This is a genomic window from Paenibacillus sp. PAMC21692 (assembly GCF_014303795.1).
Taxonomy (GTDB): domain Bacteria; phylum Bacillota; class Bacilli; order Paenibacillales; family Paenibacillaceae; genus Pristimantibacillus; species Pristimantibacillus agaridevorans.
Genome location: NZ_CP060293.1, coordinates 2,736,607 through 2,763,541, shown reverse-complemented (window position 1 = coordinate 2,763,541; position 26,935 = coordinate 2,736,607). Strand labels below are relative to the sequence as shown.

The window sequence follows — 26,935 nt, the reverse complement described above, 5'->3', positions numbered from 1 at the left end:
CCTGACTTCTATCCTCGTCAGTGTTCCCGCAGGTTCCTCCCAGCATGCCAAAATATTGTTAACTTATTTGCCCAGCAGCTCCAAATGTTTTCCGATGTGGCGTTTCAAGCCTTCGACAAATACGTCCTCACGATCGTAGAGTGTCTGGAAAAACTCGTCCGCAAACGTCAGGCTGCCATCCTCGTTCTTCGCTTGCAGCAACAAACCATACGTAATATGCAGCAACTGGCGAGCGTTGTTTTCATTCATGTAGTCCGGCAACTGCTCGTCCGTCACGCTTTCCAGCGGAGCTATCGCCGACAAATCCGTCGTTACATGGTAATAAGCGGTAGCCTCCTCGAAGTGATCCAGCGCATATTGATGCATGCGACGGTAGAGGGAAGGATTCTCGCTAGCGACTACGCGTACGGCTTCCAGCCAGTTCGTGCCAGCCGTCTTTAGGTGGAACAGCCCCTTCGTATATTGGCCGATGAGCGGGAATACACTGAACTTATCGCTGCCGGAGTGAATGCTCAGTTTGTAGCCAAAGTGTACAGCGATTGCCGCATGGCTGGCCAACTCGCGCTCGAATTGCGCAATGTCTCCGATATAGTCGATGCCCTTCTGGAATTCTCCGCAGAACCGCGGAGCCATGCTGAAAATGGAAACGCCGCGATGACGCAGCTCGTTCGCTACCAGGAAATGAGCCTCTGGCGATGTTGGCGTCTCCGTCTCGTCGATCGAAATTTCGAAGTCGACCTCGCGATCCAGCGTTGCAATGTAGCGATTGTAAATTTCTTCCATGAAGTTAATCGCCTCATGGTAAATAAGAACATCCTTTACAAGCAATTCCTTTGTAAAAGCAAGCGTTGCATCCGGAACGGCTGCAGCCTCGCCCAAGTAACGGGATTCGTATTGTTCGCGCAGGCTTGCAGGAAGAGCCTCGTATTTCGCCGCGAGCTCCTCATCGGAGGCGCCGGCGATACTGTTGTCTATCTTCTCCGAGCAGTCCAGCGTCAGCATCGTAAAGCCCAGACGCAACGCATATTCGATGTCTTCGATTTTCTTGAGATGGTCACCGTCCGCACCATAACCGTCTGTATAACCTTCCTGAAGTACGGCGTAGGCGGCTGCGTCGAGCACGTCTTCGTAAGTGCGGCCCGTCAACGCAAGCTCGCGAATGCTTTGCTGCGCCAGCACCGGACGAATGTCCTTGCCTCGAATCGTCTCAATATGACCAGGACTGGCAATACCAAGCCGGTCGCCGAGCCCCATCGTTGCCACCTTCGTGCCGAATGCGCGAGGAGCTGTATAAGGGAAGAAGTTGTTGATGGTCAGACGATTGGCATGCGACAGCGCACATAACTTGCCTTCTCCGCCTTGAGCAGGTTCGCCAACCAAAGCATCGTACAGATCATCGTCGCCAACAGCGAACAACTTTTTGCCCTCAGCCGTCTTGACGATCGCGACCGTTGTGCCGCCTGCTTTGGCAATCGATTTTGGATATACAGTATATTCGGAAGATACGAACTCGGATATATTGCCCGATTGCAATACTTCAGCCAATTGTTTCATGGGAATTGCCTCCTTTAGCTTTTCTCCATCGTATCGCAATTATAGAAAATTTTCTTATCATTTATTCTTATTTCTGATTAAAACTGTTCATATTTTGCGCCTCGTGATACGATTAATAGGATTGTTATCTTAATGGAGTCAAACAAGGAGACCTGACCAGCATGTCCGATACAGTCACCTACGGCAATGAAGAGAAGGGTCCGATCTACCTTCAATATATCCGCCGCTCCGGGCCATTCGAACGTACGCAGCATATGCATGACATGTACGAGCTTTATTACTTGTACGAAGGGGAGCGGATGTACTTTATTCGCGATCGCTCCTTCTTAATCTTGCCTGGCGACTTAGTGCTCATCAATCGGCGCGAGTTGCATGCGACATCGGATTCCGGCGACTTCGGCCATGCCCGCGTCGTTATCAACTTTAGCGATTCCTTCCTGGGCAGCGCATTGGAGGAAGCCCCTTACTTGCTCGATGCGCTTTCAATCGGCTCGCCAGTGCTTCGCCTTGATCTACAAAGCCGCAGAATGGTGCAGCGTATCCTGGGTTCCATGACGGACGAGGCCCGGGAGCCGGTTCTTGGCCAGACTTTCGCCATTCGTCATTATTTGATCGAGTTGCTGTTGTTCGCTTCACGTTTTATTAAAACAAATTCCGTAACGGTTCCCGACCATGTCAGCCCGCTTCATCGCAAAATCTCCTCTATCGTGCGTCATATCAACGCCCATTATGCGGATGAAGTCTCGCTCGAGGAGCTGGCAAGACGATTCGAGATCAGTCCGGCCTATCTGAGCCGAATGTTCAAGGAAGTGACCGGCTTCCCGCTTGTGACCTACGTTCATCTCGTTCGTATCCAGGAGGCGCAGCGGCTTCTGCAGGAAACGAACGCCAAAGTCATTACGATCGCGGAGCAAGTCGGCTTTGGCTCGCTCGTGCAATTCGGCAGGGCCTTCCGCCAAATTGCCAATAACACCCCTCTGCGATACCGGCAGTCTTCCAGAAAATAAGCCTCCGCTCGGACGCCGCATCTCGATTATTCCCCGGCCATGTCAGCTGAGATTAGTCCATTTTGCCACGCATGAGGAATGAAGCTGAATGCCATTCTAATGACATGGAAGGAGGTGCTTCATTTATGTCATCATCCAAGAACCGCCGGGAGAACGCCTGGCATCAACGCAAGCACAATCAAAAGCCGACGCACGGCAAAGTGAAGTCGTTTGAGGAACTGAGCGAGGGAACGCAAGACAACAAGGGTTAAGAAGAAAACCGCTGTCGCGGCCTCTCGATGATGAGGCTCCTCTACCATTGCAAAGCAAAGCCGCTTTGGAAGCATGAGGCAGGTTTTATCGGCAATAAGAATTTATGATTTTTGATAAACTCGAAAATTTATACGATTATTTGGTAAGAAAAACCGTCAGGGATAAAAACACCCTGACGGTTCTTTGAGTTCGAGTAAGGACAACGGCTTGTCAAATGTAAACAGGTGTGCGCGGAACTGAGCGACGCCATTTTCGCCAAAGTAACGATTCTGTTGCACTTGCTTGCGGGAACTAGGCACCGTTATTCCAGGCAATACGCGGATTATACCTCTTAAGTCTCTGGTGCGCCCTGCAACCCGATTTTCTCGGGCTACAGCATCCAAAGTTACTCCGCTACGCCCTGTAGCCCGATTTTCTCGGTTACAGCTCCCCGCTCTATATTGAGTTAAACAACCTTCATCAAAATTTCTTCGTATCGGTCATCAAATGAAATGCGAAGTTCTTTTTCTTCCAGATACCACAAATTGTCTTCTTCCATAAAGAACAAAATACCCTCAATCTCGTGCCGAAGCCCTTCGCTTCGCGGACTATCCTTCGTTATGCCCAAGGACATCCCGGGGTGAACGCTCCCGTCGCCTCCCAGCCGGATGAATATTCTTAACGCATCGCCGTTCGACAAATCCATCTGCTCCTTATACCAACGCGCTGCCGCTTGCTCCACCACTAACTTCATCGCTGTCAGCTCCTTGAGGTTCTAATTACTTTCATTATACCTCTCAATCGCCGACGCTCCAACCCCTGGCCTAACCGTTTGACCTCATATATTTGGAAATGCTTGTCCGATAAGCTTAGTCAATTGTCGCCGAATTGCGGAGCAGCGAGCACGAGAGCGCATACGCACCTGCAATCAGCAGCACGGTGCAAACGATGACCCAGACGAATACGTCCGTGTATTCTATCGTCGAATTCGCCGCTTGCGCGGCATAGCTGTTTAATGCGCCCGGCAACCAGCCCGCATAATGGGGTGCAAGGTTGGCGGCAATGGATAACAAAGCTAGTAGTACAAGCACGCATGCCGCTGCTCCTGCGGAGCTGCGAAGTATCGTGCTAAACAGCAGCGTTGCAGCCATGGCGAAGGCAAGCCACAATCCATATAAGAGAAAGCTGCCCAAAAACTCCCCAAAAGCAAATTTTCCTATCAACAGATCCGTATAGTACCATGCGGCTAAATATCCGCACAGCAATGACAACAGGGCAAGAAGCAGCATTGCCGTCAACTTGGATCCCAAATAGGCCAAGATTGATACTGGCTTCACCAAGATAAGGGAAGCCGTGCCGCTGCTGCGCTCGCCCGATACGACTCCCATATAGACCAGCACTAGAACAAGTATGCCAATCACTCCGAATTGGGACAACGTACCCGACATTACTTCGGTAGGGAGCGGCATCGGCATTTCGATCACCGTGCCTTCCGGAAGATTGCCTCCGTGCTCCAGAATAAGCGGCATGTAATAGATGGAGACGGGCTGCATGATGCCTAACGCGACAAACACAAGCGGTACCCATACCAGCTTCATGCTTCTCGCAAGCTCCAGCATCTCCTTGCCCAGCAGCGCTCCGTAGCGGGATGCGCCTCCCTTTTTGCCTCCCTTGCTCATATTCTAACCACCTTCATAAAAAGATCTTCCAGCGTCGAATATCCCGCTTGGAGACGAATAAGCTTGACCTCGTTGTCTACGATCGATCGCAGCAAATGCGCCCTTGCCTCCTCCATCTCCCGAACGGTGAAACGCAGCTCGTTTCCCTGCAACACGGCATCTGCCAAAAGGGGATTGTTTCCTCCATGCCCGGCGGTAACGGATGCGACAAGTTCCCTTGCCCATCGGCTCGATCCTTCGTCCGGTTCCATTGTTAGCTCGATGATCGGCTTCCGATAAGAGTTGCGTATGCCCTCAAGCGATCCATTCAGCGCAATATCGCCTTTGTTAATAATGATGATATCCTCGCACAGCTCTTCCGCATCATGAAGCACATGAGTGGAGAACAATACCGTCGTCTCCCGCTTCAATTCGCGAATCAGCTCCAGCACCTCTCGTCTGCCGACAGGATCCAGCGCCGATACGGGTTCATCCATGATGAGCAGCTTAGGACGATGAATAAGGGCTTGGGCGAGTCCCAATCGCTGCTTCATTCCCCCGGAATAACCACCAATTTTTCGTTTGGCCGCATCCTTCAGTCCGACTCGCTCCAGCCATTCGCCAGCGCTCCGTCCAGCTTCCCGGCCGCCAAGTCCGCACAACTTGCCTGCATAAATCGCGAACTCCTGCCCCGTCATCCATGGATAGAATGCCGGAGACTGCGGCAGATAGCCAATCCCCTCCCTGACATCTGCGCGCTCGGATTGTCCAGCGTATTTAATGGCTCCGCTAGTCGGCTTCAATAATCCTGCGAGCATGCGAATCGTCGTGGTTTTGCCCGCGCCGTTCGGTCCCAGAAGCGCGACGCAGCGTCCTTCTCCGACGGAAAACTCGATTCCTTTTACGGCTTGAACCGACCCGAAGCTCCTTGAAAGTCCGGATACCTCCAGCAGTGTGCTCATCGCTCATTCCTCCTTCCTGCGATAAGAAAAGCGACGGGACCAAGTATGTTTACGAATATAATGATCAGAATCCACATCGGCTTAGGCCCTCTCGTAGCTTCAGCCTTGATGCATAACGTTATTGCAATAACCATCAAAATCAATTGAATAACCAGAAACGGCGCTATTATGGGAATTAGCTTTGAAATTGCCAGCTCGTCATTCATCTTGTCTCCCCCCTCGTGATTGCAAATCATGTTTGATTTTCTTCCACCATCCTCTGCGAACGAGCAGCCAATACGCGACAAGCGGCAGCGGAAATTGAATCAGTCCCCATAGCCCCCAGAACCAGGGGCCGCTATCGCGCTTGCGCGCGTCCACGAACAACCAGGTCGACTGGGGAATCACCACTGCCGCAAGCAGCAGCCAGAACCATACGGATTGCATTAGTTTCTCTTCCATTGCGTTCTCCCTTTCCAGGCGAGACGAAGGAGGTGGAGCGCCATCCATCCGGCTACAGACAACGCCGTGAGTGCCTGAAGCGCAACAAACAATGCCAAGTTGCGGTTGATGGTCCAAGCCATGACTGCGACTACGATTACGGCCAGCAATACAAATATCAGCATATCTCTCAGCATTTTTTCTCTTAGCGCTTTTTTCCCTTCCGCTACGAAAACTTCCATCGTTTGCAACTCGGGGGGCTGCGGCTCGAACGCCTCGTCCAACCGTCTCAGCTTGGTTCCGATCCGCTCATCGAACCATTGCTGGTTCCGTTTATCCTCATTGCTCATGTCCTCTCAACTCCTCTCTTAAACGCTTGATGCCGGCATGCAGCCTGGATTTGATCGTCCCTGTCGGCACCTTAAGCATCTCGGAAATTTCCTCCTGCGAATAGCCGTAATAATACTTCAACAAAATGGGGACGCGGTGATGCTCCGGCAGCTCCGCAAGCGCCTCGACGGCATCCGGCCACTCATCGAGCCTGCTCGTGACTTCGAATCGGAATCCTCTCGTGTACCGCTCTTCTGTCAGCCATCTGCGCTCTCTCTTGCTTCGTCTCGCCTTGTCGATGACAAGCCGGGAGGCGATCGAGATCAGCCAGGTAGAGAACTTCGATCCGCCTTGGAACAGGGTAATATGCTCGATTGCTTTGAGGGCCGTCTCTTGTACGATATCTTCCGCTCTGTTTCTGTCCATTGTCAGCTTGAGCGCGTATTGATAAAGGAATACGTAATTTCGCCGCAGCAGCTCGGATAGAGCCCCCGTATCGCCACGAATGGCATGTTGCACAAGCTTCGGTTCGTCTTCCACGTTATTGGCGCTGCTCCCTTCGACAAATAATCAATTCCACTCTATGACGAGTAGAGTGCCTATTTCGTTCATTGGTTGAGAAAAACTTTTATCGCAGTCCTTCGAGGATGTGCGACCGCGTTTAGATGAAGTTTTTATCGCCAAATAGAAATTCGGTTTTCGATTTCTCGAAAACTTAAAAATTCTATTGTGGTAACAAAAAACATCGGCGAACGGGAGTGTCCCATACACCGATGTTAAAAAAATCAAGAATTCCGTTTCTCCTGTGTTGCCGCAGCATGCCGACTATACCATTGCCACACTTCTTCGACTTGGTTGCGTTCCAGACACGTCACGCCAAAAGCCGTGCCGCTGCCAAGCGCATGGACAGCTACCGATGACAATCCTTTACGCCGCTGAGCTGCCGTACTTATCGCCTTCAGGGCAACGATACGGGGTCTGCGCACGAGATAAGTCGTTCTGTGCAGCAGCCGATGTCTCAGCGTGAGCTGCCCCTCTTTGAGCAGTCCTCCCGCTGCACGATGACAGCTTTTCCTCCAAGCGTAGACCAAAGGAAACAGGATCACCGACCAGATTCCGGCCACGCCGAAGAATCCGATGCAAGCCGCGCTTATCATTACGGCGATGATATAAGGCACGCGGAGGTAATAAAGCAGCGCCTTGGCAGGTGCGGGCGACAGCTCCTTGGGATCAAATACGCGCATGCCCGGTACGAAACGCGCCAGCAGCGAGTCGATATCCCGGAAAGCGACGAATGGATGCAGCATCAGCTGCTCCTGCTTGTCGGACGAGACGATCTGCAGCCTCACCTCCGCGAATCCGATCCATTGACGCAATATACTTTCGTTAATAATGACGGCCTGCACGTTCTTCGGATCGAACACGTACGACTTCTTCTCCAGCAATCCGTAGGAGATGCTCACCTGTTGACCCGCTCTGCCCATGGTAAAGCCGCTAAACTTCAGAATGAATAACCCGATGGACAACACCCACGCAAACAAGATGACGAATACGGCTATAACAACAATAAACAGGACGCTCGACATCAAGCTTTGGGTATCCTCGATCAGATGTTCAAAAAAACCATCGGGCAGCAACAGCTCCAGGAAATCGTCGGCGAACGAATACAAGCCGCCGATAAACGCGATCGCAAGTCCAAAGTTCAGCGACGTAGCAGCCGCCTTGAACAATTGTCCCGTATCCAGCCTGACGGAGTCTTCCGCTTGGCGTAAGGTACCATTGCCTCCAGCAGGAGTTTGCAGCTGTCGAACTTGCCCTTCACTAGTCGCAATAGTCTTCTCTCCTGCTTCATTGGACAAGAGTGCATCATCAAGCAAAAGGGCATCATCAAGCAAAAGGGCATCATCACGCATTTCTGCAGCAGCGCCATTCGGTTCTGCAAGCTCCCTCCTGGCTGCCGCGGCAGCCGTCGCAGTCGTGGCAGCCGTTCCTTCGGCATGCGCCCTAAGCTGCTCCTTGATCCGATTCGCTTCGGCAACGGACAGCACATGCAGGATGCCATCCGACTTCTGGCCGCCGCCCGGCGTCTCTATCTTAAGCTGCGCGGTTCGGAGCAATCGTTGGATGAGCGGCTGCTCGACGTTGACGGAATGAATTCGGGAATAGTAGATCGTCTTCTCTTCGCGAAACAATAGACCTGATCGGATCACGATCCGATCGTTCTCCAGCCAAAAGCCGAACCGCTTCCATTGCAAATAGCTTAAGACCAGCATCAGCACAAACAGTCCCGCGGCTCCTGCAATCCAATACCATTGCAGCACTTTATCCCAATTCACGCCTCTAAGCAGCATGATTATAATTAGCGGCAGCAAACCTTTAATAACGCTGAGAAACCCATACGCAATATACAACGGATGAAGAGATCGACGTTCATTCATCGCCTTCATCCACCTTGGCAAGCCTGCCTATGCTTCTCTTTAATTGCTCCGCGTCGTCCCGCTTCAATCCGCTGATTTTATGGGTCGTAGCAGCAGTAACAACCGAGATCGAGGCCAGCTCGAATTTGCGCATGAGCGGACCGCTGCCGAGCTCGACATGCTGGACGCGAACCATGGGCACCAGCACGTTGCTGATGAAAATGATGCCGGACTCGATCTCCAGCTCCTCCTCGAAAAGCTCGTAGCGGAATCGCTTATACTTCACCCCGGGCACGATCCAGGTAAATACGATCAGCGACAGAATCAGCAGTCCCGCACAGATCCAAACGGGCAGCAGCGTCCAGTCGAACGCAAGCGCCAGCCCGAGGTAAGTCAAAATAACGGCTAAGAATACGCCGTTGGAAATAAGCTCCGAAATGCGATAAACCTTTAAATAATCACGATGAAGCCTTCTTTTCAGCTCCCTGTTCATGTACCTGCTCCTCTCTTTCATTCCCTCCTATTACATCAATTTTCAAAGGCAGAGTCAATAACCAGCCTGTGCAGCAATTTGAGGAATCTGCCGAAATATGTCGATTCCGGTCCAATAGTGATCATCGTCACACACCAGCATCTCCCAATCTGATACAATACAGACAAACTGCCCAAAGGAGACGACCTCTATGACCGGGAAAAAATTCGGAATTGTAGCCAAAATGGTGATGGGTATTGTAGCCGTATCCATCGTCACTTACGGAACCAGCGCATTCTGCCTGCTGGTCGTTCAGCCCGCGTTGCGGGATCACGTCTCCGGCTGGATCTTCGTCGGCTTGACGCTCGCGCTCGGCATATTCTGGACAGGCTTGCTGGGATGGCTGGCGGCGAGATGGCTTGTTCGGCCGCTGATCGTGTTAACTCGCGCAGCCAACGAAGCCGCGGCAGGCGATCTGCATGTCCAGATCAACCATGTACGCTCCGACGATGAGATGCGGGAGCTCGGACTGTCCTTCTCCCGCATGATCGACAGCTTGCGGGGCATGATCGGCGGCATTTCCGACGGCTCAAAAGTTGCCGATGCCAACTCCGAACAGCTTCGGGCATCCGCGGGCGAAGCCGCGCAGCATGCCGAGCGGATCGCCGGCACGATGGACGATATCGCCAAGAGAGTCGATCGGCAGGCACAGGGTGCGGAAGCCATGCTCACCTCCGTCGAACGAGTCGTACAAGCGACGGACGATATCAGCCGCCAGGCCGACGAAGCCGTTGAAACAACGGCGAGGATGGCTATAGCGATCGGCAGCAACGCCGAGTCTATCCGTTTATCGGTCGAAGGCATGCGCAAGCTTGCCGCTTCCAGCAGGGATTCGCTTCGCTCCGTTCGCGAGCTGGAGCGCTGGGCAGAAGAGATCGATACGATCTCCGGTCTCGTCGGAGAGCTGGCGGATCAGACGCATCTGCTGGCGCTTAACGCTTCCATCGAGGCCGCTCATGCGGGAGAACACGGACAGGGCTTCGCGGTCGTTGCCGGCGAAGTGAAAAAGCTTGCAGCCAATAGCGCGAATGCGGTACATGACATTAACAGGCTGATCGGACAAATGCGGGAGGAAGTCCGCCATACGGCGTCGGCTATCGCGGATCAGTCTTCGTTAGCCGACCGGGAAGCCGGCAATAGCCAGGAGGCGGCAGCCGCGCTGCAAGCCATCGTCGGAGATACCGGCGCCGTCTCCCGGATCGTGGAGGATGTAGCCTCTTACGTCTCGAACCAAAGCGAAGTCGTACGATCGACGCTGCAAGAAGCCCGGCAGGTCGCCGATATTGCGGAACTTATCCGTCAGAACGCCCAAGATGCGGCAGCTTCTACTCAGGAACAGATTGCCGCCATGCAAGAGATTGCCGCATCCACCGAGACGATGCGGGAGCAATCCGCCGATCTCAGGCGCCAGGTGGAGCGGTTCCGTGTATGAGCGCATAATTCCCTGAACCCTAAAAAACTCTTTGTCCCTATGGAGACAAAGAGTTTTTCTTTTCCCGCCTCATGCTTCCGAAGCGGCCTTGCTTTGCAAAGCTGGCGTTCGCGCATCTTCTAAAGGCCGGCCCTCCTTATATTCCCGGGCGTAGAGTACCCGTGCTTGCGAAACACCTCGTACATGTAATAACGGCTTGTAAACCCGCACCGCAGCGCAATTTCCTCCACCGTCATAGCCGACTGCCGCAGAAGGCTGATTGCTTCCTCCAGACGATGCCTGGTAACCAACTCCCCTAACGTACAGTTCCATCTCTTTCGAAGCAAACGATTGATTTGCCGGGGGCAAAGAAAGAAGATTCGCGATACCTCTTCGGCGGTAATCGGACGGTGATGCTCCTTCTGAATAAATTCCATTATGCGATTGAGACGCCGCTCCTCCTCGGTTTGTTTCTGATTGCGGGGGACGCTCTCCTCGCCATAGCTATGTAGGGATTGTAATACATCGACCATAATGTCGATCAAAATAGCTTGCACTCTCAACCGCGAACCTGCACGCGGCCGGTCAAGCTCGGCGAAGATACGCTCGAATTTTTTGTCCATTCGGTAGGCGTCCTCGAACGTATTCGGGTAGCAGCGAGAAAAATATTTTTTCAGTATGCGGTATTCATCGCTTTCTTCCTGGATTCCCGGGGAGTCGTCTGTTGGGGCAAGCAGCTCCCAACGCAAACAATATTCGCCCATCGGGTTCGATTGCAGCACGCGTTGCGTATGTTTCACATAAGGAGCCGTGATATAGAACTGGCCGCCGCGCACATGCAGATCATGCCCTTCGATGTTGACGAAACCTTCGCCGCCCGGGATGACGTGAAGCTCATAGCAGGTATGGGAATGCTCCCCGACATACCAGTCATCGCTGGGAAACACCCTAGTCACATTAAGTATGTTCACAGTCAGATCTCCGAACCGGAACATATAACCGGAATGATCTTCGATGTAGATATGTTTTCTGATGGGACTCGCCTCTGCTTTCCGCTCTAGGGCCCTAATGTCCGAATAACTTACTCATTTTGTCCAGAACACGTATTTTTTCGTGTCACCATCTATTATAAGTTGGTTATATACGGGTGAACAAGCAATAGAAGGGATGAGGTTTATGGCAGTAGCCAATCATTTTCGCAGAACCTTGGATTCATTTTTGGGCAAAATCAAACAACGTTTATATCAAGCGACGACTCCTATCGCTACCTGGAATTATCGGGAAGCGATCTACGAAGGACCCGGACAAACCCGGTACACATCGGATTGGTCAACGATTGACGTAGGTCAGGCCTGGTATGCGAGCACCGCTTATTTCCAAACTCAAGTGACACTGGACGCCAAACATGCCGGCCATCCCGTTTTTTTGCGCTTCAACAATGAAGGAGAATGTCTGTTTTACTTAAATGGAGCGCCTCAGCAGGGGTTTGATCCCAATCGTTCCCTGTGCCGCCTATCGGAATCCGGCGTAGCCGGCGAAGTTTACGATTTAACGATCGAGGCTTCCATCCGGTGGCAAAATCTCGCTCATGCCGTTCAGGGAGGACTCGACTATGGCACCCATCTGTTCCGTACAGCCGAAATCGTAACTTTGGACGAGATGCTCTATCATCTGTTGCTCGACCTTGAAGTGCTGTACGAATATTATTTGTTAACCGAATCGGCATGGGCGCTGGAATTGCTGAACGAGGCCAGACGGCATACGAAGCCGGATGATGAAGACGGTTATTTCCAGGAAGGAGCGCGCCGCTTCGGCTCCTGGCTATCAGAAAGGTGGCCAGCTGCAACGAACAACGCTGCAAACAGGGAAATTACCGCAGTGGGCCATTCCCATCTGGATCTGGCCTACCTGTGGCCAGCCAAGGAAAGCGTGCGCAAGTGCGGAAGGACGTTCTCCAATATGCTGCAGCTGCTGGACCGTTATCCGGAATTCCATTTCTCGCAAAGTCAGGCAACCCAATATCAATGGGCGAAGGAGCACTATCCGGCCTTATACGAAAAGATTAAATATTATGTGGCCGAAGGGCGTTGGGAGCTGATCGGCGGGATGCTCGTGGAGCCGGACTGCAATTTGATTTCCGGCGAATCGTTAATTAGGCAGACGGCATTCGGCCAGAAATTTTATCAAGAGGAATTCGGCCAAACGACCGAAATTTGCTGGCTCCCGGATACGTTCGGCTACCCCGCGTATTTGCCGCAAGTGCTCAGCAAGTGCGGGTTCCGTTACTTCTATACGTGCAAAATCAACAATAATATAGTCAACGTATTTCCACATCATCTGTTTCAATGGGAGGCACCTGACGGCAGTAAGCTGATCGCGATTCTTGACATGTTCAACAGCTATTCCGCCGAGATGAAACTTCCGGCTATCGATTCCGGCATCAAAAATTTCCGCAACACAAAACATACAAAAGATATGATGACCGTCTATGGTTATGGCGATGGCGGCGGCGGCGTAACGGCCGAAATGATCGAACGTTCCAGACGTTTTACCAAGCTTCCAGGTATGCCCAAGATAAAGCCGGGCACGGCGGCCTCCTATTTCGCAAAGCTGAATATGAACCGCGAGCAGCTTCCAACCTGGAGAGGCGAACTTTATTTCGAATGGCATCAGGGTACGTACACCTCTCAGGCCGCCGCCAAACGGAACAACCGCAAAGCGGAGCTTCTGTACCGGAACGCCGAGCTGCTGCTGGCGCTGCAACGCGCCCCTGGCGGTCAACTGAAAGAAGGCTGGGAACGGCTTCTGTTCCAGCAATTCCATGACATCCTTCCGGGCACCTCGCAGGCCGATACGTATGTGACGGCAGAGCAGGAATACGCACGGATCTTCGAGATTGGCGAAACGGCGCAAGCCGAGGCGCTGTCGGCATTAGTGGGTCCTGCTGCGGATCATGCAGATGATGTGGTTCTGGCAGCGGAGCAAGAGAAAGGGCGTTCTTTCGTTCTGTTTAATTCGTTGGCTTTTGCACGGACGGAATGGGTGGAATGCGATCTGCAGGTACGCGTTGATGAAATCATCGTGGATGCCGCAAGCTCCGAGCAGGTCGTTTATTCGCGTCTGCCGAACGGCAGGACGCTCCTGTATGCGGAACGCATTCCTTCGGTTGGCTATAAACGTTATCTGGTTTTGCCCGGCACCCCCGCTTCTCCTGCATCTTCGGATGCTGTATCCGTCCGCGAAGACGACGACAGCTTCACGCTCGAGAATGGCGAGCTGCGGATCGTTGTAAGCAAACAGTCCGGTTTCCTTGATAAGGTGTGGGATAAACGTTTCGAGCGAAGTGTGCTGAAGGCTTCCGGCAAACCCGGGAATGCGCTGGAAATATTCGAGGAGCTGTACGATTTCTACGATGCGTGGAATATCGACGAGGAGACCCTGGCAGCGGGCGGAAAATTAATCGATCAAGCCGAATCCGTGGAGCTTGTTTCTTCCTCTTCCACTATCGCCGTTCTGCGAGTTAAAAAAACGATCAATCGCTCCTGTATTGTTCAGGATATCGTGCTTAAAGCATACGAACGAAAAGTCGATTTCCGCACCGAAGCCGATTGGAACGAAACGGGTCGACTGCTCAAGGCCGGCTTCGATCTGGATATTCATGCCGATCGGGCGACCTACGATATGAGCTTTGGCCATATCGAACGCCCCACTCACAACAATACAAGCTGGGATCGTGCGCAATGGGAAGTAAGCGCGCATCATTGGGTCGATCTGTCCGAGCGAAACTACGGCGCGTCGCTGCTTAACGACGGAAAGTTCGGTTATGACATAAAAGGCGGATTGATGCGCATTACACTGCTTAAAGCGCCAAAATATCCGGATACGACATGCGACATCGGCCATCATAGCTTCTCGTACTCCCTGTATCTGCATGACGGAGAGTGGAGAGCCGGCCATGTGGACGAGGAAGGTTGGAAATATAATGCGCCGCTTCTTTATCAGCCGGTCGCGGCAACCGCCTGGACGCATGCTGAGGAATCATGGCTGACGATAGGCGCCTGCGGCGTCTTCCTGTCTGCAGCAAAGCCGGCGGATGACGGATCAGGCGATCTGATTGTGCGCGTATACGAGAACCATGGGGCCAGAATTCGGGATGTCCTTCGACTAAACAACACACTTATCGATTCCGCAGCGGAATGCGACATGCTGGAGCATACCTTGCGCCCGATCGAACACGCGGATTCGTCGATCCCCTTCGAGTTAACGCCGTTCGAAATCAAGACTTTCCGTATTAAGCGGAAATAATCGAAGAAAATCCTCCTCAATGCTAGATCCGAGGAGGACTTTTTTGAATAGATTTGTAATGCTTTGCGCGAGGCTAACTTCATGATCCGGCTGTTTAACCTTGCAAATCCCAGTTCAGCTTCACTTCGTTGCCGCTGCGGGAAGAGGCATAGATCGCATCCATAATGACATTATTCGTCCAGCCGGTTCGCGCCGATGTAAGCGGCTGCTTGCCTTCCCGGATACAAGCCAGGAAGTGGCGGCAGAACCTGGCTCGTTCGCCTTCATCGCCATCCGGCACGCTCAGCAACAGCTCGTTCGGTTGATCGAATTTCTCCGTGAGCAATTTCCCTCGATCCTGCTTATAACTTGCTCCTCCCTCCGTGCCCATCAGATGGATAAATGGCGTATTATCGGTATCCATATGGACCGCCCAACTCACTTCGAGGGATAATGTGCTTCCATCCTCCATTCTGATCAACGCAGTAGCGAGGTCCTCCACATCATAGGTCCCATTCCAGTCGGGACGTCCCCAATCCCCAATGCCTCTGCGCCTTGGGCCAAATTCGGCATAAGTCGCTCCATATACGGACACCGGCTTCGGATTCCCCATCAGATAGAGCGCGAGATCCAGCATATGCACGCCGATATCGATGAGCGGGCCCCCGCCGGAAAGCTCGCCCCGAGTAAACCAGGTTCCCCAGCCCGGAATCCCTTTGCGCCGGAACAAACCCGTCTTGGCCGTATAGATGCGGCCCAGTTCGCCGCGATCTATCTGTTCCTTGATCTGCATGGGGATGGACTCCCACCGCTTCTGATGTCCAATCATTACGATACGATCCAGCTCTTCACTGGTTTTCAATATTTGACGCGCCGCATCGCCATTAATGCCCATCGGCTTTTCCAGCAATATATGTTTGCCCGCTTCCATAGCTTGAATAGCAAGCGGGGCGTGAAATTGATTCGGAACGCAGATCACGATTGCGTCCACATCGTTGCGGGCAATCAATTCTTCAGCCGTCGATGCCACCTGCCCGATACCATGCTGAATAGCTCTCTCCCGAGCCAGGGACAGCTTCGTATCCGTTATAGCCGTAATTTCGCATTGCTCCGGAAATTGCAAAAAACCTTTAATATGCTCATTGGCAATATTGCCTGCCCCGATAAGACCTATATTCACTTTTTTAGTTGACACTGTGCTTCCTCCTTGCCCAAACCGCGCTTAAACCGCGTTCCAAATGTTTCGTGCATTTTCCAGCCCAATCGACGTGCCCCTCAAACAATCCTCGGCCCCTTCAAATTCAACAGAGAAGAACCCGTCATAACCCGATTGCTTAATCAATCGCAGCACTTCCCACATGTCGATATCGCCATTGCCGAGAATCGCGCCTCGCAAGTAATCTCCGGTCCGAGTCTGGAACCAACCTTTCCCTGGATCGCGATAGGATGGGCGCAAATAAAAGTCTTTCAGATGAATCATCGAGGCATAGGGAACTGCACGCTTGACAGCCGCAACCGAATTTTCGTCCGCGCACATAAAATTGCCTATATCCATAGTCAGTCGAAAATTGGGACGGTCCACCTCATGAATAAGCCGCAGCACGCGCTCGCTAGACTGCATATGAAAGCCATGATTCTCTATGCTGGTCGTGATGCCAAGCGGAGCGGCATAATCGGCGATTCGTCTGCACGCCCCGGCAATCCGTTCGATGTCCGCTTCGAATTTCGCCGGCGTCGTCTCCTCCCGCGCTCTCCAGGCAGCGTCGTGACGCATGCGCGACACGCCCAGCCGATGCGCGATATCCACCTGGCGGATCGCTTGCTCAATCTCGCGCTCCAGCGTATCGTTATCGCCCTCTACGAAATTGCCTCCGACAGCATAGTTGGAAACCGTCAACCCTCGGCGGGACGCGTGTTCGCGAATACGCTCCGGAAACTCTGGCGTCTCCATATCGATGTAATCGCCCGGGGCAATTTCAATATGCGCCCCACCTTGATCGGCAATCCAATCCATAACGCCGAATACGTCCATTTTCTTCTCGCGCAATAGTCTGGACAAGCTGTACGAGGTCACTCCCAGTTTCATATCTTTTTTTCCTCTCCGAATAAATCATATATCTATCAGCTTGAATATACATGTCCGCGCATGGCAATCGGCAATCCGGTAAGCGCCGATTCATTGGCGGCTAACGTCACCTCGGCGGTTCTCAGCGCATCATCATAAGTAGAGCGGATCAAGCTGCGATCGCCGGTGCGAATCGCCTCGATAAATGCGTCGTCCTGCGCCTGATAGGCGCTGCCGGACTCGCTTTCATAAACTTTCGTCTCTTCCCCCTCCAGAATCGTCAGCTTGCGTCCGGATAACGTTAGTTTATAATCCCGTCCCAACACTTCCACGCTGCTGCTCCAGTCCGACTGGATGCATGAAGTATCGATATGCCCAACCGCTCCCGATTCGAAGTCGAGACAAACTGTGGCTACCGATGGAATCGACGCGCCCGGCTTATGCTCCAGCAATCCGAATCGCATGCGGGCGTATACGGATTTTATTTCGCCGGCCAAATATCGGGTCATATCCACCGTGTGAGTCGCTTGCTCTACCAATTGGCCGCCCGACTTCGTTATATCGCGCCACCATGGCGTCTCCACGAAGCCGCACAAATAATGGGCGCGCACCATACCGATTTCTTTGCCGCTAAGATAGCTTCTCGCTTGCCGGGCTACATCCTGATAACGCAAACAATAACCTGACGCAGCCAATATGCCGGCTTGACGAATCGCCGCCGCTTTGGAGCGAATGATATCTATATCAAGCCCGAGCGGCTTCTCCACCATTAAGTGGATCCCTCTGCTGACGGCTTTCTCTTCCAACTCGGCATGCGCGAACGGCGGAACGCAGATAAACAGCGCATCCGGCTTCTCCCGCTCCAGCATAAGATCTACATCGTAGTATGCCTTCAGCCCATAAGTTTGACCGGCCGCCTCCGCACGTTCCAGCACGACATCGCAAGCCGCTACGACTTCGGCATGCTTATTGGCGCTCAGCGCCTTCAGATGCGTCTGAGCAATTCCGCCAACTCCCGCGAATGCTACACGTACTCCCATTTCACTTTCCCCCCAAGCGGATCTGATGTCCAATCATTGATTATCTCGGCTCGCCATGGATCAGCACATCCAGATGGCGCGCTGTGTCATACACCGCTTGCAACGGATAAGAAGAATAAGCGCCAACCTCGGCGGTGATCGTGTCCGTATACCCGATATCCCGCAGCGCTTTCATAACAAGCGGCCACTTCACGTCCCCTGCAAGCAGCGGCACGAACCCCTGCCCGTTGCCAACGGCTCTCCGGAAATCCTTGACGTGAATTTTCCGTATACGCGAACCGAGTATCCGTATCCATTGTTCCGGATGGCCATAAAGCATGACATTGCCAATATCGAAGTAAACGCCGATCGAACTCGAACCGAATCCATCGACATATCCGGCCATCTCGGTCGGGGACAATAGAAACTTGCTCCATACATTCTCTATGGCAATCGTTACGCCGAGACGCTCCGCATGCGGCAGCAAGTTGCCAAGCGTCTCGCGGCTGCGCGTTTCCAGCAATTCATACGATGTATCATCGTCCGTACAATAACCGGCTACGGTAAGAATGGTATCCATTCCGAGTTCATGCGCCGCTTCCAGTTGCTTCGAGACGATCTCTTGCCCTCTTCGCCGCACTTCCGGCTGCGGAGCCGACAATGAATGGTCCCACATCAGACCGCAGGAAAGGCTGCGTAATAAAATTCCGTTTGATTCCGCCATACGCTTGATTGCAGCCAACTCGGTCGTCGTCGAAGCAAGATTGGGACCTATGGCTCCTGCCTGGCCCAAATTCAATTCGAGCGCATCATAGCCGGCAAGACGGGCATGCTCGAAGACGGACTCCATCGGCATGTCTTTGGGGAAAGTCCAATGATTAATCGATTTCAGCATGATTTCTACTCCTTCAATGATCCAATCATAACGCCTTTAACAAAGTACTTCTGCAGGAAAGGATACAGGACCAATATCGGCACCGTCGCCACCATGATCGTTGCATACTTGATCGTTTGCGCAACTTGATGTCTTGCTTCCGAGGAAATGCCGGTCAGCATCTCTTCCATATTGTTCGTCAACAGCACTTCGCGCAGCACAAGCTGCAGCGGGAACTTGCTTGCATCGGTCAAATAGATTAAGGCTCCAAAGTAAGAATTCCAATGGCCTACCGCATAAAATAACGTCATGACAGCCAAAACAGGCAGCGAAAGCGGAATGATAACGCGGAACAAAATGGTAAAGTCGTTTGCTCCGTCGATTCGGGCCGATTCCTCCAGACTGTACGGCACGGCTTGAAAAGATGTCCTCATAACGATCAGATTCCATGTGCTGATCGCTCCGGGAATGATGAGCGCCGCACGCGTATTCATGAGACCCAGATCATTAATCAACAGGTAGGATGGAATCAGTCCGCCGCCAAAAAACATCGTTATCATGATCATGATCATAATCGGCTTCTTAAGCAGCACATTGCGTCTGGATAAAACATAGGCTCCCATGCTGGTCATCAACAGGTTGAAGACCGACCCTACAACGACATAAAATATCGTATTTTTATATCCGGTAATCATGCTTTCGTTCGAAAATACGGTTTTGTAAGCTTCAAGCGAAAATCCTTTTGGCGCCCACATAATTCCGCGATGCTTCATCAGTTCTACCGCGTCGCTGAGCGAAGCGAATAAGATATAGACAAACGGATACAAGGTGGTGGCGATAAGCGCCAGCATTAACACCGTGTTCAATATATCGAAGGATATTTCCCCTACGCCGCGCTTGTTTCTCATTGAAATCTCCTTTTTACCACAAGCTCGTATCGGATACTCGCCTGCTGATATTATTCGCGATGATCAACAGCGCAAAGTTGATGACGGAATTGAACAAGGAAATAGCTGTACTGAAACTGTAACTGGCTTCCAGAATCCCCTTGCGGAATACATAAGTAGAGATAACATCTGCCGTTTCATAAGTTAGCGGATTGTACAGCAATATAATCTTCTCGTGTCCGACGCTCATCATATAACCGATCTGCAAGATCAACATAATGATGCAGATTGGCAATATGCCCGGAATCGTAATATGAAGCACTTGCCTCCAACGGCCCGCGCCGTCAACAGTCGACGCCTCGTATAAAGTAGGGTCGATATTCGAGATCGCCGCCAGATAGATAATCGTCGACCAGCCAAGTCCTTGCCAAATGCCCGAGCCGACATAAATCGTCCGGAACCATTCCGCTTTCTGCAAAAACGGAATCGCTTCTCCGCCCAGCATTGTAATAAACTGATTGATCAAGCCATCGCGCGCGACAAAGTCGGTAATCATGCCGGCAATAATGACAACCGAGATAAAGTGCGGCAAATACGATATCGTCTGAACCGTCCGCTTGAACCAGGATCTGCGAATTTCATTCAGAAGCAAAGCGAATATGATCGGCATCGGGAATCCGAAGATCAGTTCGTAGAGATTGATCATTAACGTGTTCTTGATCAATCTCCAGAAGTAATAGCTGTCAAAGAAACTTATGAAATGTTTAAACCCTACAAACGGGCTATTGAGAAAACCTGTACTCGGACTGTAGTCGCGAAATGCGATTTGTATGCCATAAATCGGTATATAGTGAAATATGACGTAGTAAGCAACGACTGGCAGCACCATAAAGTAAATATACTTATTGCGCCGCAAGTCGCGCAGCAGCTGGACCCGGTAAGGAGGTAGGGCGGCATCGCCGCCCGCCCTCCCGGATGTACCGATATCGTTCCGTTTAGATAATTGCATAGTCATCTCCGATTCAATGTTGTTTTAACGTTTCAGATAACGCTCGTACGCTGCTTGTTGAATCGCAATCGCGCGTTCCATCCCCATATCCTTCATCGTAGCAACGAATGCATCGAATTTATCCATCGGTTCGATCCCCATAACGAATTTATCCACCTGCTCTTTAACGAACGTATTGATATCATTCATAATGGATGCGTATTCGCTGCCTTCATCCGGAGTGAGCGTCAGTCTCGGAATATGTTTTTTATTTTCGGCGTTCATCCAGGTTTCCAGAGAATGGACTCCGTTTTTGTATGATGCCGATTTCTGTTCCATAATGCGTTTGTCTTGGACGAATGGACCGTATGCGCCTGATAACGTTGTTCTGCCTAGCAGGTTACCATCGGCTAATGCCTCTTCCTTGAATACAGGCTCTCCATTCACCATGTCATACGTCAAACCCTCAATCCCGAAGTTGAACAGCGTGCTGCCTTCCGGACCGTAGTTAAAATCAAGCCATTGCACAATGGCCGGAATATTGTCCGCAGAGGTTGTAACCGCTGCGCCATTGCCTGTATAATACGGATCCTGATGGCCGATTATAGGCGTTGTCCCTTTGGTTATCACTGGGTATGGAGCTGCTTTCATCTCGAATGTTGGATGTTTGCCTTCCATGAGCCCATTGTATCTGCCGACTGTATATTGGATATGAGCTCCGAGCTGATCACCTGTCAGCTTTGCGTCGCGCAGCTTGCCGTCTGTCGTCAAATAATCTTGATCGATGAGTCCTTCGGAATACCATTTGTTCAACAGCGTAATATATTCCTTGAATTGCGGCGTGTACCAGCTATGCTTCACGACTCCATCTTCCTGAATTAATCCGTTTGTAATCCCGTAAGCCGTTTGGAAGCCAAGATCGGACCATTTGTAATAAAGAGGGATTTCATCCGCTTTGCCGTTTTGGTTCGGATCATCGTTCTTGAACGCTGTCAATACGGCATGCCATTCGTCCAGCGTCTCCGGCATAGCCAGTTTCAGGTTGTTCAGCCAGTCCTGACGAAGCGCGAAACCCATGAATGTCAACAGGAAGGGGTCGCCGCGATAGAACGGGAACGCGAAGATCGTGCCGTCGTCCGTGCTTATGATTTTGCGCATTTCCGGATTTTCTTCCAACAGCTTCGACAGATTCGGCGCGTAATCATCGATATATTCGTTTAAACGAATAATTTTGCCGTCAGCGATGGCTTTCTCCGGACCGCCAGGATTCGAAATCCAGCCTGATTCTATCACATCCGGCAAATCCTTCGAAGCCATCATCAGATTATATGCCTCGTCGCTTTGCGGATGGATAAACTCCACATTAACGCCTGTCAGCTCCTGTTTCTTTTTGTAGGCTTCATGTTCTCCCAGGTTTTTGATTGTTGCCGCAGCCCCACTGTTCAGATAGACCCAGTAGGACAGCTTATCCAGCTTTTCCACCGCCGGAGTCTCGGTCTGAGCCGGCTCCGACGGCTTGACCGATGCACTCGCGTTAGGCGATGCTGTTGGCGAGTTCCCCCCGCTTGTACTGCATCCGACAAGCGCTGCAGTTAAAAGTAGTGCTACCCCTGCGCGCAGTCCGAATATCAGTTTGACCTTCCCTTTCATGTTTCGTCCTCCTTCAACTCTCGTTTTATTTTAGAGAACCGGTTGTCAAGCGCTTCCCTCGACAACATCATGCCTTATATCATTCCGGTTGGATATGCTCCATCCTTCCGATCAATAGGTCAGATTTCACTTGCGAATGTTCTACATTTAAGGGCTCGGCTTATTCCTTCATATATTCACGATATTTCCCCGGAGTTACGCCCACATATTTCTTGAATATGCGAATAAGTCCGGCATCTTTGGCATATCCGACTAATTCGGCGATTCGATTCAGACTGAGCGAAGAATCCTTCAGCAAGAGCTTCGCTCTCTCCACTCGAATGCGAGTCATGTAATCGGCCAAGTTATAACCCTTATGTTTCTTGAAGAAACTGGACAAGTACTGGGGACTTAAGTCGAACCGTTCCGCAATCGAATTCAGGCTGAGGGAATTATCCGCATAATGTTCGTCGATGTATGATGCGATGTGATCAACCAGTATGGCGCCTGGGTCGCGCTGCGCCGCAATGACGCTGTCGCAGATCGCTTGATAGATTACCCGGATCTGTTCTTGCATCTCGATTAACGTCGAACAATTCGACAGCCTGCGCAGCGGATCGAAGTCATCCACAAGCAGATGCTGCACGCGCTCGGAAGTATCATTCCATATCTTGATCAAGGTGCTCATCATATTAAAGTAGAGCAGCCTGCCCATCTCCAGGGAAATTTGTTTGGAATGGAAATTCATCTGTTCAATATGCTTCATCAATTGATCCGCTTGTTCGAAGTCGCCTGATTTGATCGCATTAGCCAGCTGCATCTCCAGTTCCATGGGATAATAGTAGCGGGCGCGTTCACGCGCCTGATCGATTTCACGATAATAGGTTACACTGCTTTTTCCCTTGACGATTCGGTATTCCAGCGCTTCCAGCGCTTCCGAGTGACAAACCGCAATCTCCCGATAATGTTGCCGAATTGTGCTTGCTCCGATACTTAATACGATATTGAACCTGTTCTCGATCACGTGCTTCAATTCATCGATAACGGACTCCAGATAGACAGACCTTTCCTCCTCATCTTCCACATGCAGATTAACCAGCAGCACAAGTCTGCTCAGCTCCGTCTCCACGGCATGTGCCACGCCCCTTCGACCCAATAGTTCCTGGCTAATATTGGATATGACAAATCGAATCATGGCCCACTGCTGCTCGGCATTATCAAGCTTGATCTGTCGGAAGTCGTCCACATTAATAATAACGACGGCAAACCAATCCGAATCGAAGCGTAAGCCCATAAAGCGCAATGATTCCTCGTTCAAGGACTGGGTATCGACAATGCCATTCATCAATCGGTTGAGGAAGTTGGATTGGATCAACGGCACTTGCTGATCCACGACAACCTTCAGCGCTTCTTCCGACCTCCATGATTTGGATAACGTTTCTTCGATCAGGGAAAATTCCGCCGTTACCCGATTGCGGTCATCGCTATCGCGTTTAAGGATCGATGAAACGAGATTGTGGATCGGACTATATAATCGTTTGGCTAAGAGATAAGCGCCCAACAAGCCAAATAAGATGCAGATGCCCAATAACGACAAGGCCCACATCTCGGTTCGATTGACCTTGGCCATCATGACGGAATGAGGCACCAGCGAAATATATTGCCAGCCCGTCTCCGCAGAAACGTATTTGGTCGCCATCAATCGTTCGCCGCCTATACTCTCGGGATATTCGGTGAACTTTCCTTCAACAAGCTTATCCAAATCAAGCCCCGCTTCATCTAATTGTCCATCTGCGCCGGAGCGGACCAACAGACGCCCTTCCCTGTCCGCTACAAAAATTCTGGCTTTATTCGCGCTTTCCAGATTAGACAACATCTTTAGAATTTGTTCGGTGTCGATCAGGACGACAACTGCCCCGTCAGAAGGACCTTGCATGCCGATTGGAATCGAACGGCGATAGGTAATCAACCGACCGCTTCCGCCAGTCGATTTTCCCGCGACGTTCATGGCAGGCAGAAATCCAGCTTGATCGCTGCTGTTTTTTAGAAACTTCATCCAGTCGCTCTCGCTTAACTCTTCATATTTATAATAGATATTGTAAAAGTCGCTAGCATCGCTTTTCGCATACGGCGTAACTACAGCATCCTGTTTGTTGAAATATACATATCGATCCTGTATAAATCCATTGGTTGCGAAATGAAAGGACAACGTGTCCATAATCTCCTTGTATTGATAAATTGAAAGCGCTCCCAGAGTTTCCTTGCGCGAAAACATATGATTGATTTTCGGATGAAATGCGATTTGTGCGGCCAGTTGTTCGACCTCAAGCAGCCGACTGTCGATCATTAAGCTTACCTGTCTCAGCATCGCATTGCTCGAGTTCTGCACATCTTCCTTAATAACCGCATTCATGTTGTGATACAGCACGGTCGTTAGCGCTGTCGGAAACATCAGCATAAGAAGAAATGCCAGAAACATCGTTAAGAAAAAATTTGTTTTCCTGCTCATACGGCCTCCCCCTTCATCCATTATCATACTTCCTGCGGGCGTGCACCCGGAATGTTAAATAATTAAGATGCATACTCTGAAATTAAGTTGTTCCCAAATTATACCATGATTTGCCTTATGCAAAGAAAAAAAGCTTGTCCCCGATGGAGACAAGCTTATATTTTTATGCCGCTGGCCGCCCCCAGCTTCTGACCTGCGAGCAGGAAGCTTTTGGCGCTCCGCTGCAATTCTGTAGACTCCGGGTATTCCGAATAATCGGAGCACACCTGCTGGAATATGCGCTCCTCCGCCTGGCGCGAGTCAGGGTTCAACCTATAGACCGTAAAGTGGCGCTGAAATTGCAAAATGTTCGAGTCGGCTTTCAGAATTTGACTAAGCTTAGGCTCAAGCATCCAGCTGTGGCATACGAACACCGGTTCAACGCCTCTAAAGAAACGACGCGCACGCTCGAATGATGCATCAACCTTGTCAGCGTCTAGCGGCTCGCCTGCAGGGATATGGACGTTCAGCACAATCTGGTTCTCGTATACCCTCTTTCCTGCAACTACAACGTCGGACGTCATCGTATAGGGATGAAATTGCAGCCTTCCCAATCGGAAGAGACGCAGACGCAAATGCTCCTTGAACCATCGATATTCCTGCAAACCAAATTCCCCAAACTGTCTTTTGCAGTCCATACACCAAATCCGAATATCCGAAAACGTGTCATAATAGACCGAATCATCAATCTCTCTAGTTTTGTATTCCTCATACAGATCAACCGCGAATCGGATAAACAAATACAGCAGACGAACTCGATGTCCCCGGAGCTGCTCCTCCTTTTCGAAAAAGGACATGTAATCTTCGTAAAAATGTCGTTTGGCGCTTTCATATTCAATTGCATCCATATCGTAGTCCAGCACCAGACGTTTGGCTTCGGGATGAAGTTGTATGCCGTCGCACAATCGTTCGATATTCAGTTTAATCGCCTCCACCTTACTGACGTTCCGCAGATGGGATCATGTCGCCTTCTGACCCGCCGAATCATAGAATCTGAATAATGTATCGAACAGAATCATATGATGGTCCAAGATTTCATCATGCGTACATCTTAGTCTACCATAGTCCAACCCCATATTCGTCTCGTATGTGCAGCTGATCCCCCCGCAAACATGATGCATGGCGGAATCGATGCAAAATGCAGCTGGCCGGTCTCCGTCTTCTGGACGGGATTCCGTTTCATTCACGTAATATTCCAATCCTCTTAGCTCGCAAGCCTCCCGAACCATCCGGTTAAATCGATTCTGACCCTCTCGAACCGTACGATTCATATATGCGGTTTTAAGAATTTGATTGATGCAGTTATCTCCGCCATGGAGATGCAAACTGAAGTCTGCCGCCTCAAGCTCGGCAATCCGAAGCAGCAGCTTGGTCTCCTTGGCCATAGGGTCATAGAACCGATCGTGTACGATATTGACGCCATCGTCATTGAAATAACCGCCTAGAAACTCGACATGTTCTTTAATCGGGTGAACGCTTTTGCAGCCAGGCCAATCGCACAATGAGCCATCCTTCCACGTGCCTTGAACATAACGCCTGAACATCTCGTAGCTCTGTCCCACCATGGTGTCTACCGGGACCCGAGCCCGTCCGTCAGGATTAGCGCATGGAATAAGAATGATCCGGAACCGCCCCTGATTTCTATGCAAATAATCCCAGCGTTGACCGCGAAAATCTTCCCCTGTCTCCAACACGCGGATCAAATTAAGGACCGCTGCAACACCCTCGAGCTCGCCGCCATGTACACCGCCGAGGATATAGAGAACCGGCTTTGCGCCATTCGATTTATCCGCATAATAATTCGGATTGCCCGCACCGCAGGCTGAGCTGTAATTAGCTTGCCGACGGAAATCTTCTTTCTCTCCGTATGTAACCTGATAGATCGGGCGGCCTCCGGCAGAGCTTCCGGCAATCGTCGCTATCCCCTTCTTTACCGTATTGATCTGTTGCTCCAGCTCATCCAAGGTCGTTCTCCAAAATGCGGGTCTTCCTGTTTGTTCAGCCAAAGTAGATTGGCACCTCCTGGGAAGCGTGTATTTATGATCAAGCATACTCCTGAATGATGCGCATCGGAATGTCTTATAGTTAAGATGAATATTCGAATATTAAGATGCTCTAT

General features: G+C 51.1%; 25 protein-coding genes. 4 read left to right on the top strand and 21 right to left on the bottom strand.

The window, feature by feature from the left end; translation table 11 throughout:
• Positions 1-63: 63 nt before the first annotated feature.
• Complete coding sequence (locus tag H7F31_RS10895) at positions 64-1,554, bottom strand: tagaturonate epimerase family protein (RefSeq protein ID WP_187104193.1); 1,491 nt, start codon at positions 1,552-1,554, stop codon at positions 64-66.
• A gap of 161 nt (positions 1,555-1,715) precedes the next feature.
• On the opposite strand from H7F31_RS10895, the gene H7F31_RS10890 reads away from it, so the two are divergent.
• Both H7F31_RS10890 and H7F31_RS34030 read left to right on the top strand, forming a co-directional pair.
• Entirely contained in the window at positions 1,716-2,561 is an 846-nt protein-coding gene (locus H7F31_RS10890) for an AraC family transcriptional regulator (RefSeq protein WP_087566163.1), read from the top strand.
• 125 nt (positions 2,562-2,686) lie between these two features.
• A complete protein-coding gene (locus H7F31_RS34030) occupies positions 2,687-2,812 on the top strand; it encodes a DUF6254 family protein (protein ID WP_222622747.1) in 126 nt (41 codons plus the stop codon).
• A 446-nt stretch (positions 2,813-3,258) separates the two neighbouring features.
• On the opposite strand, the gene H7F31_RS10885 is transcribed toward H7F31_RS34030, so the two are convergent.
• The 9 genes from H7F31_RS10885 to H7F31_RS10845 form a co-directional block, all read right to left on the bottom strand.
• On the bottom strand, positions 3,259-3,546 hold the full coding sequence (locus H7F31_RS10885) for a HesB/YadR/YfhF family protein (RefSeq protein ID WP_087566162.1): 288 nt from the start codon (positions 3,544-3,546) through the stop codon (positions 3,259-3,261).
• A gap of 115 nt (positions 3,547-3,661) precedes the next feature.
• Positions 3,662-4,471, bottom strand: a complete 810-nt coding sequence (locus H7F31_RS10880) for an ABC transporter permease (protein WP_187104192.1) — start codon at positions 4,469-4,471, stop codon at positions 3,662-3,664.
• The gene (locus H7F31_RS10875) at positions 4,468-5,412 is read right to left on the bottom strand and encodes an ABC transporter ATP-binding protein (RefSeq protein ID WP_187104191.1); all 945 of its coding nucleotides are present in this window, start codon (positions 5,410-5,412) and stop codon (positions 4,468-4,470) included. Before H7F31_RS10875 ends, H7F31_RS10880 begins: the two co-directional genes overlap by 4 nt.
• A complete protein-coding gene (locus H7F31_RS10870) occupies positions 5,409-5,618 on the bottom strand; it encodes a PLD nuclease N-terminal domain-containing protein (protein WP_187104189.1) in 210 nt (69 codons plus the stop codon). The genes H7F31_RS10875 and H7F31_RS10870 overlap by 4 nt, the downstream gene beginning before the upstream one ends.
• Entirely contained in the window at positions 5,611-5,853 is a 243-nt protein-coding gene (locus tag H7F31_RS10865) for a sigmaY antisigma factor component (RefSeq protein ID WP_187104187.1), read from the bottom strand. The genes H7F31_RS10870 and H7F31_RS10865 overlap by 8 nt, the downstream gene beginning before the upstream one ends.
• Positions 5,838-6,182, bottom strand: a complete 345-nt coding sequence (locus H7F31_RS10860) for a DUF5345 family protein (protein WP_187104185.1) — start codon at positions 6,180-6,182, stop codon at positions 5,838-5,840. The genes H7F31_RS10865 and H7F31_RS10860 overlap by 16 nt, the downstream gene beginning before the upstream one ends.
• A complete protein-coding gene (gene sigY, locus H7F31_RS10855; RefSeq protein WP_187104184.1) occupies positions 6,172-6,702 on the bottom strand; it encodes an RNA polymerase sigma factor SigY in 531 nt (176 codons plus the stop codon). Before sigY ends, H7F31_RS10860 begins: the two co-directional genes overlap by 11 nt.
• A 245-nt stretch (positions 6,703-6,947) precedes the next feature.
• Entirely contained in the window at positions 6,948-8,600 is a 1,653-nt protein-coding gene (locus tag H7F31_RS10850) for a PH domain-containing protein (RefSeq protein WP_187104182.1), read from the bottom strand.
• Positions 8,593-9,072, bottom strand: a complete 480-nt coding sequence (locus tag H7F31_RS10845; RefSeq protein ID WP_187104180.1) for a PH domain-containing protein — start codon at positions 9,070-9,072, stop codon at positions 8,593-8,595. The genes H7F31_RS10850 and H7F31_RS10845 overlap by 8 nt, the downstream gene beginning before the upstream one ends.
• 190 nt (positions 9,073-9,262) lie before the next feature.
• Between H7F31_RS10845 and H7F31_RS10840 the strand changes: the two genes are divergently transcribed.
• Entirely contained in the window at positions 9,263-10,543 is a 1,281-nt protein-coding gene (locus tag H7F31_RS10840) for a methyl-accepting chemotaxis protein (RefSeq protein ID WP_187104178.1), read from the top strand.
• Positions 10,544-10,662: 119 nt separating this feature from the next.
• On the opposite strand, the gene H7F31_RS10835 is transcribed toward H7F31_RS10840, so the two are convergent.
• Entirely contained in the window at positions 10,663-11,493 is an 831-nt protein-coding gene (locus H7F31_RS10835; protein WP_187104176.1) for an AraC family transcriptional regulator, read from the bottom strand.
• A 205-nt stretch (positions 11,494-11,698) separates the two neighbouring features.
• Between H7F31_RS10835 and H7F31_RS10830 the strand changes: the two genes are divergently transcribed.
• Positions 11,699-14,827 carry an alpha-mannosidase gene (locus tag H7F31_RS10830; protein ID WP_187104175.1) on the top strand — a complete coding sequence of 1,043 codons (3,129 nt, stop codon included), beginning with the start codon at positions 11,699-11,701 and terminating at the stop codon, positions 14,825-14,827.
• Between the two features lie 94 nt (positions 14,828-14,921).
• Here H7F31_RS10830 and H7F31_RS10825 read toward each other — a convergent pair whose 3' ends face one another.
• The 10 genes from H7F31_RS10825 to H7F31_RS10780 all read right to left on the bottom strand — a co-directional run bounded on the left by H7F31_RS10825 (position 14,922) and on the right by H7F31_RS10780 (position 26,822).
• Positions 14,922-16,001, bottom strand: a complete 1,080-nt coding sequence (locus tag H7F31_RS10825; RefSeq protein ID WP_187104174.1) for a Gfo/Idh/MocA family protein — start codon at positions 15,999-16,001, stop codon at positions 14,922-14,924.
• Positions 16,002-16,028: 27 nt separating this feature from the next.
• Positions 16,029-16,892, bottom strand: a complete 864-nt coding sequence (locus H7F31_RS10820; RefSeq protein ID WP_187104172.1) for a sugar phosphate isomerase/epimerase family protein — start codon at positions 16,890-16,892, stop codon at positions 16,029-16,031.
• A gap of 35 nt (positions 16,893-16,927) precedes the next feature.
• Complete coding sequence (locus H7F31_RS10815; RefSeq protein ID WP_187104170.1) at positions 16,928-17,911, bottom strand: Gfo/Idh/MocA family protein; 984 nt, start codon at positions 17,909-17,911, stop codon at positions 16,928-16,930.
• Between the two features lie 40 nt (positions 17,912-17,951).
• Entirely contained in the window at positions 17,952-18,785 is an 834-nt protein-coding gene (locus H7F31_RS10810; RefSeq protein ID WP_187104169.1) for a sugar phosphate isomerase/epimerase family protein, read from the bottom strand.
• Between the two features lie 5 nt (positions 18,786-18,790).
• Positions 18,791-19,672, bottom strand: a complete 882-nt coding sequence (locus H7F31_RS10805) for a carbohydrate ABC transporter permease (protein WP_187104168.1) — start codon at positions 19,670-19,672, stop codon at positions 18,791-18,793.
• A 13-nt stretch (positions 19,673-19,685) separates the two neighbouring features.
• Positions 19,686-20,660, bottom strand: a complete 975-nt coding sequence (locus H7F31_RS10800; RefSeq protein WP_187104167.1) for an ABC transporter permease — start codon at positions 20,658-20,660, stop codon at positions 19,686-19,688.
• 24 nt (positions 20,661-20,684) lie between these two features.
• Complete coding sequence (locus H7F31_RS10795) at positions 20,685-22,289, bottom strand: extracellular solute-binding protein (RefSeq protein WP_187104166.1); 1,605 nt, start codon at positions 22,287-22,289, stop codon at positions 20,685-20,687.
• Positions 22,290-22,449: 160 nt separating this feature from the next.
• Positions 22,450-24,777: a helix-turn-helix domain-containing protein gene (locus H7F31_RS10790; RefSeq protein WP_187104165.1), complete on the bottom strand. Its 2,328-nt coding sequence runs from the start codon at positions 24,775-24,777 to the stop codon at positions 22,450-22,452.
• Positions 24,778-24,932: 155 nt separating this feature from the next.
• Positions 24,933-25,751: an acyltransferase domain-containing protein gene (locus tag H7F31_RS10785; protein WP_187104164.1), complete on the bottom strand. Its 819-nt coding sequence runs from the start codon at positions 25,749-25,751 to the stop codon at positions 24,933-24,935.
• A gap of 24 nt (positions 25,752-25,775) precedes the next feature.
• Entirely contained in the window at positions 25,776-26,822 is a 1,047-nt protein-coding gene (locus H7F31_RS10780) for a M14 family zinc carboxypeptidase (protein WP_187104163.1), read from the bottom strand.
• Positions 26,823-26,935: the final 113 nt, after the last annotated feature.

Bases quoted from the DNA above. Each gene is read 5' to 3' on its own strand.
- H7F31_RS10885 (WP_087566162.1), bottom strand. From the start codon at position 3,546: ATGAAGTTAGTGGTGGAGCAAGCGGCAGCGCGTTGGTATAAGGAGCAG.
- H7F31_RS10875 (WP_187104191.1), bottom strand. From the start codon at position 5,412: ATGAGCACACTGCTGGAGGTATCCGGACTTTCAAGGAGCTTCGGGTCG.
- H7F31_RS10800 (WP_187104167.1), bottom strand. From the start codon at position 20,660: ATGCAATTATCTAAACGGAACGATATCGGTACATCCGGGAGGGCGGGC.
- H7F31_RS10805 (WP_187104168.1), bottom strand. From the start codon at position 19,672: ATGAGAAACAAGCGCGGCGTAGGGGAAATATCCTTCGATATATTGAAC.
- H7F31_RS10895 (WP_187104193.1), bottom strand. From the start codon at position 1,554: ATGAAACAATTGGCTGAAGTATTGCAATCGGGCAATATATCCGAGTTC.
- H7F31_RS10840 (WP_187104178.1), top strand. From the start codon at position 9,263: ATGACCGGGAAAAAATTCGGAATTGTAGCCAAAATGGTGATGGGTATT.
- H7F31_RS10795 (WP_187104166.1), bottom strand. From the start codon at position 22,289: ATGAAAGGGAAGGTCAAACTGATATTCGGACTGCGCGCAGGGGTAGCA.
- H7F31_RS10860 (WP_187104185.1), bottom strand. From the start codon at position 6,182: ATGAGCAATGAGGATAAACGGAACCAGCAATGGTTCGATGAGCGGATC.
- H7F31_RS10845 (WP_187104180.1), bottom strand. From the start codon at position 9,072: ATGAACAGGGAGCTGAAAAGAAGGCTTCATCGTGATTATTTAAAGGTT.
- H7F31_RS34030 (WP_222622747.1), top strand. From the start codon at position 2,687: ATGTCATCATCCAAGAACCGCCGGGAGAACGCCTGGCATCAACGCAAG.
- H7F31_RS10815 (WP_187104170.1), bottom strand. From the start codon at position 17,911: ATGGGAGTACGTGTAGCATTCGCGGGAGTTGGCGGAATTGCTCAGACG.
- H7F31_RS10890 (WP_087566163.1), top strand. From the start codon at position 1,716: ATGTCCGATACAGTCACCTACGGCAATGAAGAGAAGGGTCCGATCTAC.
- H7F31_RS10865 (WP_187104187.1), bottom strand. From the start codon at position 5,853: ATGGAAGAGAAACTAATGCAATCCGTATGGTTCTGGCTGCTGCTTGCG.
- H7F31_RS10830 (WP_187104175.1), top strand. From the start codon at position 11,699: ATGGCAGTAGCCAATCATTTTCGCAGAACCTTGGATTCATTTTTGGGC.
- H7F31_RS10870 (WP_187104189.1), bottom strand. From the start codon at position 5,618: ATGAATGACGAGCTGGCAATTTCAAAGCTAATTCCCATAATAGCGCCG.
- H7F31_RS10850 (WP_187104182.1), bottom strand. From the start codon at position 8,600: ATGAATGAACGTCGATCTCTTCATCCGTTGTATATTGCGTATGGGTTT.
- H7F31_RS10880 (WP_187104192.1), bottom strand. From the start codon at position 4,471: ATGAGCAAGGGAGGCAAAAAGGGAGGCGCATCCCGCTACGGAGCGCTG.
- H7F31_RS10810 (WP_187104169.1), bottom strand. From the start codon at position 18,785: ATGCTGAAATCGATTAATCATTGGACTTTCCCCAAAGACATGCCGATG.
- H7F31_RS10790 (WP_187104165.1), bottom strand. From the start codon at position 24,777: ATGAGCAGGAAAACAAATTTTTTCTTAACGATGTTTCTGGCATTTCTT.
- H7F31_RS10820 (WP_187104172.1), bottom strand. From the start codon at position 16,892: ATGAAACTGGGAGTGACCTCGTACAGCTTGTCCAGACTATTGCGCGAG.